Below are 15,085 nucleotides of genomic sequence, written 5' to 3'. Positions count from 1 at the left end.
ATGACTGCATTTTCCGCATCACCAGACACCTGCGCTGCCTGGAATCCGCTGCCCCTGTCGATTCCCGCCCTGTTGTCCGCTGCCGCCGAGCGCTATGCCGGGCGGGCGGCCATCGAGGAAGACGGGGTCGCCACCGATTACCGTGACTTGCCGGAGCTGGCCCTGGGGGTCAGTCGCAGTCTGATGGCGTTGGGCATTGCGCCTGGCGACCGGGTGGCGATCTGGGCGCCGAACTGCCGCGACTGGATTGTCGCCGCGCTGGGCGTGCATTGCGCCGGAGCGGTGTTGGTGCCGCTCAACACCCGCATGAAGGGCGGCGAGGCGGCGGATATCCTGCTGCGCAGCCAGGCACGGGTGCTGTTCGTCCAGGGCGAGTTTCTCGGCGTCGACTACCAGGCACAGCTGGCGCCGCAACGCCCGGCCAGCCTCGAACACCTGGTGCTGTTCGGCACGGCAGAACCGCAGCAGGCCGGCGATCTGGGCTGGTCCGGGTTCCTCGGCAAAGGCGCGCAGGTCAGTGCCGCGGACGCCCGCGAACGGGCGGCGGCGGTGGGCCCGGAGGATTTGTCCGATTTGTTGTTCACCTCCGGCACCACCGGCAAACCCAAGGGCGTGATGAGCGCCCACGGGCAAAACCTGCGGGCCTTCAACGAGTACGTCAAGGTCATCGGCCTGCAGCCCGGCGACCGTTACCTGATCGTCAATCCGTTCTTCCATTCCTTCGGCTACAAGGCCGGGTGGCTGACTTGCCTGCTGGCCGGGGCGACCATCCTGCCGCAGCCGGTGTTCGACGCCGAGGCGGTGTTCCAGCGCATTGCCGCCGAGCGCATCAGCGTGCTGCCGGGGCCGCCGACCCTGTACCTGTCGATGCTGGCTCACCCGCGCCTGGCCGAGACCGATCTGTCGAGCCTGCGCATCGCCGTGACCGGCGCGGCGACCATTCCGCCGGTGCTGATCGAGCGGATGCGCAACGAGCTGGGTTTTGCGGTGGTCACCACGGCCTATGGCCTGACCGAGTGCGGCGGCCTGGCGACCATCTGCAACCCGGATGACCCGGCGGACATCATCGCCGGCACCAGCGGCCAGGCGATTGTCGGGACCGAGGTGAGCATTCGCTCGGCGGACAACCAGCCGCTGGGCGCGGGCGAGTCGGGGGAAATCTGTCTGCGCGGCTTCCATGTGATGCAGGGCTATTTCAACGACCCGGCCGCCACCGCCGAGACCATCGACGCCGAGGGCTGGCTGCACACCGGCGACGTCGGCAACCTCGATGCGCGCGGCAACCTGAGAATCACCGACCGGCTCAAGGACATGTTCATCGTCGGCGGCTTCAACTGCTACCCGGCGGAGATCGAAGCCGGCTTGCTCGAGCACCCGGCCATCGCCCAGGTGGCGGTGATCGGCATTCCGGACGAGCGCATGGGCGAAGTCGGGTGCGCCTGCGTGGTGCTGCGTCACGGCCAGCAACTGGATGAGCCGGCCCTGATCGCCTGGGCCCGCGAGCGCATGGCCAACTACAAGGTGCCGCGCCAGGTGCGCTTCTTCCAGGCGCTGCCGGTGAATGCTTCGAACAAGGTGGTCAAGAACGAGCTGCGGGCGGCGCTGGCCGGCTAGCAGCCATCCCGCCATGGGCCGAGTGTCCGTGGCGGGTGGCTGGGCGTTGCAACGCCGAAGTCAGGGTCATCAGCGACCTTCGAACTGCGGCGGGCGCTTGTCGATAAAGGCCTGCATGCCTTCCTTCTGGTCGCGCGAGGCGAACAGTAGGGCATTGGCCTTGCGCTCCAGGGCCAGGCCGGCTTCCAGCGGCGCGTCCATGCCGGCGAGGATGACTTCCTTGATCTGCTCGGCGGCCAGCGGCGGCATCGCCGCAATCAGTTGCGCCATCTGCAGGGCATGGGCCTGCACCTGATCGTCGGCCACCACTTCGCTGACCAGCCCGGAGATCCAGGCTTCCTCGGCGGTGATCGGCTGGCCGGTCAACGCCATGCGCATGGCCTTGGCCTTGCCCACCGCGCGCACCAGGCGCTGGGTGCCGCCGATGCCGGGCATGATGCCGATGCGGATTTCCGGCTGGCAGAAGCGCGCGCCGTGCCCGGCGACGATGATGTCGGCGAGCATGGCCAGCTCGCAGCCGCCGCCATAGGCGTAACCGCAGACGGCGGCGATCACCGGTTTCGGGCAATGCTGGATCGGTGCCCAGACCCGCTCGGTGTGGCGCTGGTAGATATCGATCGGGCCGACCCCGGCCATGCTGTTGATGTCGCCGCCGGCGGCGAACACCTTGTCGCCGCCGGTCAGCAGGATGCAGCGCACCTCGGGGTCGGCGCCCAGCGCGCTGAAGTGCTGCGAGAGCAGCGCCTGCAGTTCCAGGCTCAGGGCATTGGTCGCCTGCGGGCGGTTGAGCCGCAGCAGGGCGACGCCGGGGGCCGGGAATTCCAGCAATACCGGTGGAACCAGTGGATCAGGCATGGGCTTCCTCATTCTGTCAGCGCCGGATGGCCGCTCCATCGGGCTCCGTCGCAGGGACGGCGGCTATGTTCTGGATTGTTGCGGCCAGGCGTTTGCCCTTCATCGTCCATTTAGACGAAGTTGGCGCGCGGCTTTGTCCTTAGAGTGCCAGTCATTACAGAAATAAGGAGCGCGCCATGAGTGGTCACTCGGGGCTGGATTACAACGGTAAGGTGGTGCTGATCACCGGCGGCACCAAAGGCATAGGCGCGGGTATCGCCCGCAGCTTTCTGGCGGCCAATGCCCGGGTCATCGTCTGCGGGCGCACGGCTCCCGAGGAGTTGCCGAGCGTGGGCGAGGCCCGTGCGGCGTTCATCGCGGCCGACGTGCGCGACCAGGATTCGCTGCGGGCCTTGTTCGACACGGTGCGCGCCGACTACGGCCGCCTCGACGTGCTGATCAACAATGCCGGCGGCAGCCCGGCGGCGGAAGCCGCCACGGCATCGCCGCGCTTTCACGAAGGGATCATCCGCCTCAACTTGATCGCGCCGCTGAATGTCGCGCAGCAGGCCAACCTGCTGATGCAGGAGCAGGCGGATGGCGGTTGCATCGTCTTTATCGGCAGCATCAGTGCCCTGCGCGCATCCCCGGGTACCGCCGCCTATGGCGCGGCCAAGGCCGGGGTCTTGGCCCTGGTGCAGTCGCTGGCGGTGGAGTGGGCGCCCAAGGTGCGGGTGGTGGCAGTCAGCCCCGGCCTGGTTCGCACCGAGCTGTCCCATCTGCACTACGGCGACGAGGCCGGCATCGCGGCGGTCAGCGCGGGTATTCCGGCTGGGCGCATGGCCGTGCCGGAAGACATCGGCAATGCCTGCCTGTACATCGCTTCACCGCTGGCCGGTTACGCCAGCGGCTGCAACCTGCTGCTGAATGGCGGTGGCGAACGTCCGACGTTCCTCGCCGCCGCGCAGGTTGCGCCCAACTGATCGACCCATGGCGGCGTGCCGGATTCGGGCGCCGTTCTCAACACGCAGGAGACGAACTTGGCTGATCCAGAATTGCAATCCAAAGTGCGCGCCCTAGTGGGGCGCGAGTACGGTCGCGTGAATGCCTGGGACGAAGTCAATGCGCCGATGATTCGCCAGTGGTGCGAAGTCATGGGCCTGGACAACCCGCTCTACAGCAACCCGCAGTTGGCTGCCAAGAGCAGCAACGACGGGTTGGTGGCCCCGGCATCGATGCTCCAGGTCTGGTGCATGGAAGGCCTTCACGCGAACAACTATCCGCCCGGCTCGACCACCGAGAACCCCTACGAGGTGCTCAAGCTCATCGAGAGTTACGGCTACCCGGCGGTGGTGGCGGTGAACTCCGAGCTGACCTTCGAGCGCAACGTGCGCCCCGGCGAGAAGCTCTACTACACCACGCGCCTGGACGCGGTCGGCGACGAGAAGACCACGGGCCTGGGCACCGGCTTCTTCGTCACCCTGATCATGAGCTACTTCAGCGAGCAGGCCGCTGGCGACGAGAAGGTCGGCGAACTGCTGTTCCGCGTCTTCAAGTTCCGTCCGGCTCATGTGCAGAAGCCGGCGGCCGCAGCGCCGGAAGTCCCGGCAGCGGCCAAGCGGCCGAAGCCGGGTGTGAGCGATGACTCCCGTTTCTTCTGGGACGGCTGCACCGAAGGCAAGCTGCTGATCCAGCGTTGCACCCAGTGCGCGACCCTGCGGCATCCGCCGGCACCGGTGTGCATCGAGTGCCACAGCTTCGACTGGGACACCCTGCAGGCCAGCGGCAAGGCCAGCCTGTATTCCTTCGTGGTGATGCACTACCCGGAAGTGGCGCCCTTCGATCATCCCAACCCGATCGGCTTGATCGAGCTGGACGAAGGCGTGCGCCTGGTCGCCGGCCTGGTTGGCGTCAAACGCGAAGACATCAGCATCGGCCAACGCCTGCAGGTCGAGTTCCAGACCTTCGACGGTGATCTGGCGCTGCCGATGTTCCGGCCGTTGGCAGAGTAGGGGGCGGCATGAATTTCGAATTCAGCGAAGACCAGCGCGCCATTGCCGAAATGGCCGGCAGCCTGATGAGCGACTACTGCACCGACGACCGTCTGCGCGAGTGGGACGTGGCGGGCCAGCCGTACATGCAGGGCCTGTGGACGGCGTGCGTGGAAACCGGCCTGCAAGCCTTGGCCATCCCGGAAGCGGCCGGCGGCAGCGGGCTGGGCATGACCGAATTGATGTTGCTGCTCGAAGCCCAGGGTCGTGCCCTCGGCCAGGTGCCGTTGTGGCGCCACCAACTGGCGGCGGCGACCCTGGCACAGTTCGGCGGCGCTGAGCTGGCGCCCTGGGCCGAGCAAGCGGCCAGCGCCAGCGCGCTGTTGAGCCTGTCGCTCGATGGCCTGAGCAGCGCCCATGGCATCGAACTGCAGGCGCAGCCCGACGCCGACGGCTGGCGTCTGGACGGACGGGTCGCGGCCGTGGCCCTGGCCGAGCAATCGGCCGCGGCATTGGTGGTGGCGCAGCTCGAGGGCCAGCCCCGGCTGGTCTTGCTGGATCTGAGCCACGCCGGCATCACCACCGTGCCGGGGGTGATGACCCACGGCGAAGCGCTGGCCGACCTGCAGGTGCAGGGCGTCACGCTCGGCGCCTGCCAGGTGTTGCCGCAAGCCGCGCTGGCCTGGCTCGAAGCCCGCGCCATCGCCGCCCTGGCGGCCTTGCAGTTGGGCGTCAGCGCCGAACAGATCCAGCGCACCGTCGCGTACGTCAGCGAGCGCGAGCAGTTCGATCGCCGCATCGGCAGTTTTCAGGCCGTGCAGATGAGCATGGCCGACGCGCATGTGGCCCTCGAAGCCCTGCGCGGTGCGCTGTGGCAATTGTGCTACCGCCTGGACGCCGGCTTGGCGGCACCTTCCGAGGCCTTGGCCACGGCTTGGCTGGCCTGCGAGGCCGGGCACCGGATCGGCCACGTCGCACAGCATGTGCACGGCGGCATCGGCGTCGACCTGACCTACCCGATACACCGCTTTCTCTACTGGAGCCGCGCCCTGAGCAGTGCCTTGGGTGGCTCGGCGGCGAGCTTGGAACGTCTCGGCGATTGGCTGAGCGATAACGACACGTTGGGATGGAAATATGACCTCGAAGAACACCAAGCGCTTTGAAGACGTGCGCCCCGGCGAAGTGCTGCCGGAGCTGGCGATCCCGATCACTGTCAGCCTGATCACCGGGGGCGCGATCGCCACCCGCGATTACTTCCCCGGTCACCATGACCTGGAGGCGGCGCGCGAGCTCGGCTCACCGCATATTTTCATGAACATCCTCACCACCAACGGCCTGGTCCAGCGCTTCGTCGAAGAGTGGGCAGGCCCGGAGGCGCGTTTCCTGTCGCTGAAAATCAAGCTCGGAGCACCGAACTACCCGGGTGACTGCATGACCTTCAGTGGCGAAGTGACCCATCAGGATGCCGCCACGCGCAGCCTGGAAGTGACCCTCAAGGGCAAAAATTCCATGGGCAACCACGTGACCGGTACGGTCGCGCTGGTTCTGCCCTAAGTCGCGGGAGACAGAACAGATGACGAATTCGTCGATTTCCGGGCGCGCCGCCATTGTTGGGCTGGGCGCGACCGAGTTTTCCAAGAACTCCGGGCGCACCGAACTGCGCCTGGCCATGGAAGCGACGCTGGCGGCACTGAAGGATGCCGGCATCGATCCGTCCGAGGTTGAGGGCTTCAGCTCCTACTCGGTGGACAAGGTGCCGGAGTACGAGATCGCCCGCCTGCTGGGCTGCAAGGACGTCAAGTTCTTCTCCCAGGTGCCCCACGGCGGCGGCGCGGCCTGCGCCCCGGTGATGCACGCGGCGATGGCCGTGGCCACCGGCGTGGCCAAGGTGGTGGTGGTCTACCGGGCGATGAACGAGCGTTCCTGGTATCGCTTCGGCACTGGCAGCTACGGCTTCGGCGCGACGCCGTTCTTCGACAACGTCAACTACGGCTGGTACATGCCCCACGGCTTGCACACCCCGGCCTCCTGGGTCGGGATGTTCGCCCAGCGCTACATGCACCGCTACGGCGCCACCTCCGAGGACTTCGGCCGAGTGGCCGTGGCCGTGCGCGACTTCGCCGCGACCAACCCGGCGGCGTTCTTCTATGGCAAGCCGATCACCCTCGAAGAGCACCAGGCTTCGCGCTGGATCTGCGAGCCGCTGCACCTGCTCGATTGCTGCCAGGAATCCGATGGCGCGGTGGCCATGGTCATTACCTCGGCCGAGCGCGCCAAGGACCTGCGCCAGAAGCCGGTGGTGATCAAGGCTGGCGCCCAGGGCATCAGCGATGGCCAGCAGAGCATGACCTCGTTCTACCGTGACGACATCACCGGCCTGCCGGAGATGGGCGTGGTCGCCAAGGAGCTGTACGGCCAGTCGGGCCTGGGCCCTGATGCGTTCCAGACCGCGGTGATCTACGACCACTTCACCCCGTTCGTGTTGCCGCAACTGGAAGAGTTCGGTTTCGTCAAACGCGGCGAGGCCAAGGAGTTCATCCGCGCCGGCCACCATGCACGCGGCGGCAAGCTGCCGATCAACACCCACGGCGGGCAGTTGGGCGAGGCCTATATCCACGGCATGAACGGCATTGCCGAAGCGGTGCGCCAGGTACGTGGCGCGGCGGTGAACCAGGTCGCGGATGTCGAAAACGTGCTGGTAACCGCCGGGACCGGCGTGCCTACCAGCGGCCTGATTCTCGGCTCGGCATAAGGAGCGGCTCATGTTCGTCGATCTCACCCCCGAACAGCATGCTCTGCGCCTCAAGGTTCGAGACTATTTCCAGAACCTGATGACCCCCGAGCTGCGCCAGCAATTGCGCGGCAAGGAAGGCGGCGAGCTGTACCGCAACACCATCGCCAAGATGGGCCGTGACGGCTGGCTGGCCGTTGGCTGGCCCAAGGAGCACGGCGGTCAGGGCTATGCCGCTACCGAGCAGTTGATCTTCTTCGAAGAAGCCAACATCGCCGGTGCACCGCTGCCGTTCGTGACCATCAGCACCGTGGGCCCGGCCTTGATGGCCCATGGCTCGGCGCTGCAGAAGGAAAAGTTCCTGCCAGGGATCGCCGCCGGTGAAGTCATTTTCGCCATCGGTTACTCCGAAGCTGGCGCCGGCAGCGACCTGGCAGTGCTGAAAACCACGGCCCGCGAGGACGCTGACGGCTTCGTGGTCAATGGCAGCAAACTCTGGACCTCGGGAGCCGAAGCGGCCGACTACATCTGGCTGGCGGCGCGCACCGATCCTGAGCGGCCACGGCACAAAGGCGTGTCGATCATGATCCTCGACACCACGGCCGAGGGTTTCTCCAGCACCGTGATCCCGACCACCAGCAACCCCACCGCCGCCACCTACTACGACAACGTACGGGTGCCGCGTGAGATGCTGGTCGGTGAGCTGCATGGCGGCTGGAAACTGATCACCGCCCAGCTCAACCACGAACGCCTGGGCCTGGGTGCCTGGTCGGACAAAGTGGTCGGGTTGTTCCGCCGGGTTTATATGTGGGCACGCAGTGCCGATGAACAGGGCCACCGTGCCACCGACAAGGCCTGGGTGCGCCGCGAACTGGCCGAGTGCTATGCACGCCTGGAGGCCATGCGGATGATCAACTTCCGCATCGCCGCTGACCTCGAACAGGGCCGCATGGATGTGGCACTGGCCTCGACTACCAAGGTCTACGGTTCGGAATCGGCCATCGAGATCCTGCGCAAGCTCTCGGCAATTGTCGGTGCCGGCGGCCTGGTGCGTGCCGGATCGGCAGCGGCCTCGCTGCTCGGCGAGCTGGAATACGAAGTGCGGGCCTCGGTGACGTTGACGTTCGGCGGTGGCACCAATGAAATCCAGCGCGAGCTGATCGCCCAGTTCGGCCTGGGAATGCCACGTACGCAGCGCTGAGTGGTCTGAACCACTCAGCCAAAACAACAATGACGTCCCTTTTAGGTGAACGAATGAGCGCAATCGAACAATTCAGACAAGCGACGCGCACCTGGCTGGAAGCCAACTGCCCGCCGTCGCAACGCACCGCTATCCCGGAGGGTGAGCTTGTCTGGGGCTCCAGCAAGCCCGAGTTCCCCAGCGAAGACGCCCGCCTGTGGTTCGAGCGTATGCGCGACAAGGGCTGGTTTTGCCCGCAGTGGCCGACCGCGTACGGCGGCGGCGGCCTGAGTGCCGAAGAAAATGCGGTGCTGGAGCGCGAGATGCGCCGCCTCAAGTGCCGGCCGCCGCAAATCAACCTGGGCATCTGGATGCTCGGCCCGGTGTTGCTGGAGTTCGCCAGCGAGGCGCAGAAGCTGGCCCTGCTGCCGCCGATGTGCCGTGGCGAAGTGCGCTGGTGCCAGGGTTTCTCCGAGCCGAATGCCGGTTCCGACCTGGCCAGCCTGAAAACGGCGGCGGTGGAGGATGGCGACGACTTCGTGGTCAACGGCACCAAGATCTGGACCTCCTACGGCGACAAGTCCGACTGGATGTACGCCCTGGTGCGCACCGATCCCAAGGCGCCGAAGCACCTGGGCATCAGCCTGATCGTGCTGGACATGAAGAGCCCGGGCGTGACTGTCTCGCCAATCGACCTGATCAGCGGCAAGTCGGCGTTCTGCCAGGTGTTCTTCGACAACGTGCGCGTGCCGAAAAGCCAGCTGATCGGCCCCATCAATGGTGGCTGGAACCTGGGCAAGAGCCTGCTGCAGCACGAGCGCAAGGCCATGTCCACGTTCGGCGAGTTCAGCCTGCCGAACAATTTCCATCTGCTGCCGCTGATCCGCCAGTACCTGCCGAAAGGCGCGTCGGCCGCCGACCAGGCGTTGCGGGCACGGGCGCAGACCTGCGCCATGGACGAGCATGCCTACAGCCTGACGGTGCAGCGCCTGGGCGAGGAAGCACGGGCGCGCAAGGACGTCAGCGCGATCATGGCGATCATGAAACTGGTGCATTCCGAACAGGAACACGACAAGTTCGAAATCCTCCTCGATGCCCTCGGCTACCGTGCGCTGGGCTGGGAGGACGAGAGCTTCAGCGAGCAGGAGCTGGCGCTCACCCGTGGCTGGCTGAGCAGCTACGCCCAGACCATTGCCGGCGGCTCGTCGGAAGTGCAGTTGAATGTCATCGCCAAGCGGGTCCTTGGCCTGCCAAGCGTTTAAGGGGAGTTTGACGATGAGTCTGGTATATAGCGAAGAACAGAGCCTGCTGGCCGACAGCGCCCGCGACTTTCTCGCCGCGCGCAGCCCGGTGGCTGCCCAGCGTCGTTTGCGCGACGAGGCCAGCGAGCTGGGTTACGACCCGCAGCTGTGGCAGGACGCGGTGGAGCTGGGCTGGAGCGCGATTCCGTTTCCGGAAGCCTTCGGCGGGCTGGATTTTGGTTGCATGGGCCTGGGGCCGATTTTCGAGGAGATCGGCAAGAACCTCTCGGCGTCGCCGCTGCTCTCCAATGTGGTGCTCAGCGGTTCGTTGCTGCACCTGGCCGGCACGCCTGCGCAGCAGGACCAGTGGCTGACGGCGCTGATCGGCGGCGAGCGACGTCTGGCCCTGGCGCTGGAGGAGCAGCCGCGGCATGCACCGCTGCACACGGCCCTGACCGCGACGGCCGACGGCGCGGGCTTTCGCCTCGACGGCGAGAAGGGCTTCGTCATCGATGGCCTGGGCGCGGATGCCTACCTGGTGGCTGCCCGCACCTCCGGGCAGGCCGGGGACGAGCAGGGCATCAGCGTGTTTCTGGTGCCGGCGACAGCGCCGGGGCTGAAGGTCAGCGCGCTGTCGTTGATTGACTCGCGCAACTGCGCACGTCTGCAGTTCGACGGCGTGCAGCTGGGTGGCGATGCCCTGCTCGGTGCTGCCGGAGCCGCCTGGCCGGCACTGGATATGGTGCTGGATCGCGGCCGGGTGTGCCTGGCCGCCGAGCTGCTTGGCGCCTCCGAGCAACTGTTCGCCAGCACCCTCGATTACCTCAAGACCCGGGTGCAGTTCGATGCGCCGATCGGTTCGTTCCAGGCCTTGCAGCACCGCGCGGCGCGTTTGCATGTCGAGCTGGTGTTGGCCCGTAGCACGCTGATGGCGGCGCTGGCAGCGCTGGACGACAGCAGCCTGAGCGCTGCCGAGCGCGGACGGCTGGTCAGCCTGGCCAAGTGGAAAACCGGCGAGACCGCCACCCGTGTCAGCAACGAAGCGGTGCAGATGCACGGCGGGATTGGTGTCACCGACGAGCTGGATGTCGGCCTGTATCTCAAGCGGATACGGGTGGCCCAGGCGTGCCTGGGAGACAGTGATTTTCACTGTGAGCGCTACGCGGCACTCGACGAGGCGCACGCCTGACCACGGGTCATGCCTGCGCAGGGTTCTGCCAGCCTCTCAAGGAGCAGCTAGATGCACTCACTCGAAGGAAAAATCGCCATTGTCACCGGCGCCGGCCAGGGGATTGGCCGCGGCATTGCCCTGGCCTACGCGGCCAGTGGCGCCACGGTGGTGGTCGCCGATATCAACCCGGAAACCAGCGTCGAGACCCAGGCATTGATCCACGCCCGCAGCGGCAAGGCCGTGGTGATCCCTTGCGACATCGCCGAAGAGCAGAGCGTGCAAGCGCTGGTGGATCAGGTGATAGAGCAATTCGGGGCGCTGCATATCCTGGTCAACAACGCCTACCTCGGCAATAAGCCGGCGGCTCTCGAAGACAAATCCGTGGCCGACTTCGAGCGTGCCTTGCGAGGCAGCTTGTACGCGCCGTTGGCGGCAATGCAGCGCGCTTTCCCGCATATGCGCCGTCAACAATGGGGGCGGATTATCAACCTTTGCTCGCTGAACGGGGTCAACGCCCACCAGCATTCGGCCGACTACAACGTCAGCAAGGAAGCCTTGCGCTGCCTGACGCGTAGCGCCGCGCGCGAATGGGCCGTGCATGGCATCACCGTCAACGCCATCTGCCCGGGGGCGCGCACGCCAGCTTATGAGCGCTATGCCGCGTTGGCGCCAGAAAACGCCGCGCTGATGCTGCAACAAAACCCTATGGGGCGTATGGGCGACCCGGAACTGGATATCGGCAGCGTGGCCTGTTTCCTGGCAAGCGAGGCGTCACGCTACATGACCGGCGATACCTTGTTTGTCGATGGTGGTTCGCATATCAACGGCGTGGCCTGGCAGCCGCCGGCCCGTCAGACGGTGTAAAGCCCGGACTATGCTTTGGAGAATAAGAAAATGAAGCTTGAACAGTGGCAGAGTGCCTGGCAGCAATTGATTGCCCCGGGCGCACCTTTTGAAGTGGTGACCCCGGCCGAGGGTGGGCCGGCGTACTTTCGCAATGCCGCAGCCAACCTGCTCGAGGCGATCGACGTCGCTCGCCAGCACGGCGATCGCGAGTTTCTGGTGTGGGAGCAGCAACGCCTGACCTTCACCGAGTTTTTCGCCCAGGTCGATCGGCTGGCCGGGCAACTGGTCCAGCGTTTTGGCGTGCGCCAGGGCGATCGGGTGGCGATTGCCATGCGCAATCAGCCGGCCTGGCTGGTGGCCTTCGTCGCCATCCAGCGCTGTGCCGCCGTTGGCGTACCGCTCAACAGCTGGGGCCTGCGCGACGAGTTGTTCCATGGCCTGCAGGACAGTGGCGCGACGGTGCTGCTGTGCGATGAACCGCGTCTGCAACTGCTCGCCGATGACCTGCGCACCCTGGAGCTGCCGAGCATCGTGGTCGGCCTGAGTGACGGGCAGGCAGTGCCGCCGTTGTGCCAGCGCTACGAAACCCTGCTGCAGGAGCCGCCGCTGGACGTTCCGGCGGTGCGCATCGAGGCCGATGACCCGGCGCTGATTCTCTACACCTCGGGTACCACCAGTCGCGCCAAGGGCGTGTTGTCCAGCCATCGCGCGGTGTGCCAGGCGCTGACCGCCCTGGAGTTCCAGGGCATGTTCGGCGCCATGAGTTCGCCCGAGCGCATCGGTGCGATGATGAAAAGCGGCTTTGCTCCGACCAGCCTGATGGCGGTCCCGCTGTTCCATGTCAGCGGGCTGCATGCCCAATTCCTGCTGGCCCTGCGCGGCGGGCGCCGGGTGGTGATGATGTACAAGTGGGATGTGGACAAGGCCTTCGACCTGATCCGCGATGAGCGTTGCACCCAGTTCAACGGCGCGCCGGTGATGATGCAGCAGTTGCTGACCTCGCCGCGCTTCGGCGGCGCCGACACCGCCAGCCTGTTCGCCCTCGGCCTGGGCGGCGCGGCGGCCACCAGCAGCCTGCTGGCGCACCTGCGTGAGCGCAAGCCAGAGGCCATCGCTGGCGCCGGTTTCGGCCTGACCGAAAGCAATGGCATCGGCGCTGCCATCGGTGGCGACCAGTTTGTCTACAAGCCTGGCTCGGTTGGTTGGCCGTTGCCGATTGTCGAGGTGCGCATCGGCGATAGCCCGCATGAGCCACTGCCACAAGGGCAGGAGGGCTTGATCTGGCTGCGTTCGCCGACCCTGATGAGCGCGTACTGGAACTTGCCTCAGGCGAGTGCCGAGACCCTGCAGGATGGCTGGCTGGACACCGGCGATATCGGCCATCTGGACGGCGAGGGTTTCCTCTACATCACCGACCGGGCCAAGGATCTGATCAACCGCGGCGGCGAAAAAATATCCGCCGGCGAAGTCGAGTCCTGTGCCTGCGAAATGCCGGGGGTGATCGAGGCGGCCGCCATTGCCATCGCCGATGAAACCCTGGGCGAGCGCCTGGTGTTGATCGTCCGCAGTGAGGCTGATCCGGCTCCGTCGGGCGAACAGATCTGCGCGTTCATCGGCCAGCGCCTGGCGGCCTACAAGGTGCCTGCGCAGGTTCATATCCAGCGTGAGCCCTTGCCGCGCAATGCTTCGGGCAAGGTGCTCAAGGGCGAGCTAAAGGAATTCTTGGTCAATCGCTGACTAAGTAGTCTTTCCGGACGATGTTCTTCCCGCCAGAACGGGAAGAATGGAGTCACACCCCAGAAATCGCTTACCAGCGAAGGAGGCAGTACATGAAAACAAGAACAACAGGCGTAATGCTAGTAACTGCAATGGTTGTCAATGTTGGCTTGGCAGGCAGTGCATTGGCGCAAGTGTCGCCTGACGAAGCGGCAAAGCTCGGCAAGGAGCTGACCTGTGTCGGCGCCGAGAAAGCCGGTAATGCCGAGGGCACCATCCCCGAATACACCGGCAAGTATCTGGGCGAGGTGCCGGGCTGGAACCACGTGAAGTTTTCCGGTAGTCATCCGGTTGACCCATACGCCGCCGAGAAGCCGATCCTGGTGATCACCGCGCAGAACATGAGCCAGTACGAAGCTCAGCTGACCGAAGGCCAGAAGGCGCTGTTCAAGCGTTACCCGACCACCTACAAGATGAACGTCTACCCAGGCCACCGCGATTTCCGCTACCCGGACTATGTCTGTGACCGGGTGCTGAAAAATGCGCAGAGTGCCAAGCTGGTCGATGATGGCATGGGTTTTGAGGGGATCGGCCAGATTGCGTTCCCGATCCCGAAAAGCGGCATCGAAGCGCTGTGGAACAACCTACTGCCGGCGCGTGCCTGGACCGAAGAAAAGGTCACCGATCTGGCATCGGTATTGCCCACCGGCAGCATCGGTTGGGGGCGCGCCTTTGCGCGTAACTTGGCCCAGGCCAACTCGCCGACTGTCGAGCCGAAGACCGAAGGCGGCATCAGCGCCATGAGCTGGAACACCACCTTGAAGCCCGCTCGCGACAACGGCACCATGAGCATCGCGCACGAACCCTACAACTACCAGGCCAGCGCTCGTCAGGCCTGGAGCTACAACCCCTCGACCCGTCGTGTGCGCCAGTTGCCCGGTTACGGTTACGACCAGCCGATGATCGGCACCAACGGCACCATGACCATCGATGAGGACCGTTTGTTCAACGGCGCGCCGGAGCGCTACAACTGGAAACTGATCGGCAAGCGTGAAATCTATATCCCGGCCAATGCCTTCAAGCCTAACTCGGCTGATATCAAGTATGCCGACATGCTCACGCCAAACCACCCCAACCCCGAGTTCATGCGTTATGAGCTGCGTCGTGTCTGGGTCGTGGAGGCCGATCTGAAAGAAAGCTATCGCCACGTCTATGGCAAACGCGTGCTGTTTCTCGACGAGGACACCTGGCATGCGGTCATGTCGGACAACTACGACACCCGTGGCGAACTGTGGAAACACGCCATGATCAACTACTACTACCACCCGGACATGAGCGCCTGGCAGGCCGGTTCGCAGTTCTTCATGGACCTCAACTCGGGCCAGTACACCGGCTACGGCATGAGCAACGAATCGAAGAAAGGCCCGATTCTCAACGAAGGCAAGTTCACCCCGGATATGTACACCGCCGATGCGGCGCGGGCGAACGGGCGTTAACCCCTTAGGCAATACGAGCTACAAGCAAGGCCTCGCCGGATAACGGCGAGGCTTTTTTTTGGGCTATGTACCGGTTAAGTGTTGCGCAGCGCTTTTGTGGGTTAGCCGCGAAGCGGCGTAACCCACCAGCGCCGCCATGGACACCGGCGTCCAGCCTGATCGGTGGGTTACGCCTACGGCTAACCCACCCTACGAATCATCGCCTCAGGCATCACCTACCGGACCTGCACGCCTCAGCACGTAATTGGGGCATCGCCTTTTTTTG

Annotated in this window: 13 protein-coding genes; 12 read left to right on the top strand and 1 reads right to left on the bottom strand. The window is 65.3% G+C overall.

Annotated features, from left to right (window positions below; genetic code table 11):
* Entirely contained in the window at positions 1 to 1,614 is a 1,614-nt protein-coding gene (locus D3880_RS17440; RefSeq protein WP_119894689.1) for a FadD3 family acyl-CoA ligase, read from the top strand.
* Between the two features lie 69 nt (positions 1,615 to 1,683).
* On the opposite strand, the gene D3880_RS17435 is transcribed toward D3880_RS17440, so the two are convergent.
* Positions 1,684 to 2,469, bottom strand: coding sequence for an enoyl-CoA hydratase (locus D3880_RS17435; protein ID WP_119894688.1), 786 nt, complete (start codon positions 2,467 to 2,469; stop codon positions 1,684 to 1,686).
* Between the two features lie 176 nt (positions 2,470 to 2,645).
* On the opposite strand from D3880_RS17435, the gene D3880_RS17430 reads away from it, so the two are divergent.
* The 11 genes from D3880_RS17430 (at position 2,646) to D3880_RS17380 (ending at position 14,820) form a co-directional block, all read left to right on the top strand.
* A complete protein-coding gene (locus D3880_RS17430; protein ID WP_119894687.1) occupies positions 2,646 to 3,431 on the top strand; it encodes an SDR family oxidoreductase in 786 nt (261 codons plus the stop codon).
* 57 nt (positions 3,432 to 3,488) lie between these two features.
* Positions 3,489 to 4,460: a bifunctional MaoC family dehydratase N-terminal/OB-fold nucleic acid binding domain-containing protein gene (locus D3880_RS17425; protein WP_119894686.1), complete on the top strand. Its 972-nt coding sequence runs from the start codon at positions 3,489 to 3,491 to the stop codon at positions 4,458 to 4,460.
* An 8-nt stretch (positions 4,461 to 4,468) separates the two neighbouring features.
* Complete coding sequence (locus D3880_RS17420) at positions 4,469 to 5,602, top strand: acyl-CoA dehydrogenase family protein (protein ID WP_119894685.1); 1,134 nt, start codon at positions 4,469 to 4,471, stop codon at positions 5,600 to 5,602.
* On the top strand, positions 5,574 to 5,993 hold the full coding sequence (locus D3880_RS17415; RefSeq protein ID WP_119894684.1) for a MaoC family dehydratase: 420 nt from the start codon (positions 5,574 to 5,576) through the stop codon (positions 5,991 to 5,993). The genes D3880_RS17420 and D3880_RS17415 overlap by 29 nt, the downstream gene beginning before the upstream one ends.
* A 19-nt stretch (positions 5,994 to 6,012) precedes the next feature.
* A complete protein-coding gene (locus tag D3880_RS17410; RefSeq protein WP_119894683.1) occupies positions 6,013 to 7,191 on the top strand; it encodes a lipid-transfer protein in 1,179 nt (392 codons plus the stop codon).
* Between the two features lie 10 nt (positions 7,192 to 7,201).
* Positions 7,202 to 8,371 carry an acyl-CoA dehydrogenase family protein gene (locus D3880_RS17405; protein ID WP_119894682.1) on the top strand — a complete coding sequence of 390 codons (1,170 nt, stop codon included), beginning with the start codon at positions 7,202 to 7,204 and terminating at the stop codon, positions 8,369 to 8,371.
* Between the two features lie 53 nt (positions 8,372 to 8,424).
* Positions 8,425 to 9,612 carry an acyl-CoA dehydrogenase family protein gene (locus tag D3880_RS17400; RefSeq protein WP_119894681.1) on the top strand — a complete coding sequence of 396 codons (1,188 nt, stop codon included), beginning with the start codon at positions 8,425 to 8,427 and terminating at the stop codon, positions 9,610 to 9,612.
* 13 nt (positions 9,613 to 9,625) lie between these two features.
* Positions 9,626 to 10,780 carry an acyl-CoA dehydrogenase family protein gene (locus D3880_RS17395; protein ID WP_119894680.1) on the top strand — a complete coding sequence of 385 codons (1,155 nt, stop codon included), beginning with the start codon at positions 9,626 to 9,628 and terminating at the stop codon, positions 10,778 to 10,780.
* 51 nt (positions 10,781 to 10,831) lie between these two features.
* Entirely contained in the window at positions 10,832 to 11,626 is a 795-nt protein-coding gene (locus tag D3880_RS17390) for an SDR family NAD(P)-dependent oxidoreductase (protein WP_119894679.1), read from the top strand.
* Between the two features lie 30 nt (positions 11,627 to 11,656).
* On the top strand, positions 11,657 to 13,345 hold the full coding sequence (locus D3880_RS17385; protein WP_119894678.1) for a class I adenylate-forming enzyme family protein: 1,689 nt from the start codon (positions 11,657 to 11,659) through the stop codon (positions 13,343 to 13,345).
* Between the two features lie 92 nt (positions 13,346 to 13,437).
* The gene (locus D3880_RS17380; RefSeq protein ID WP_420800837.1) at positions 13,438 to 14,820 is read left to right on the top strand and encodes a DUF1329 domain-containing protein; all 1,383 of its coding nucleotides are present in this window, start codon (positions 13,438 to 13,440) and stop codon (positions 14,818 to 14,820) included.
* The last annotated feature ends 265 nt before the right edge of the window (positions 14,821 to 15,085 follow it).

This window comes from Pseudomonas cavernae (assembly GCF_003595175.1).
GTDB lineage: Bacteria > Pseudomonadota > Gammaproteobacteria > Pseudomonadales > Pseudomonadaceae > Aquipseudomonas > Aquipseudomonas cavernae.
This window is presented reverse-complemented; position numbering and strand designations above follow the sequence as displayed.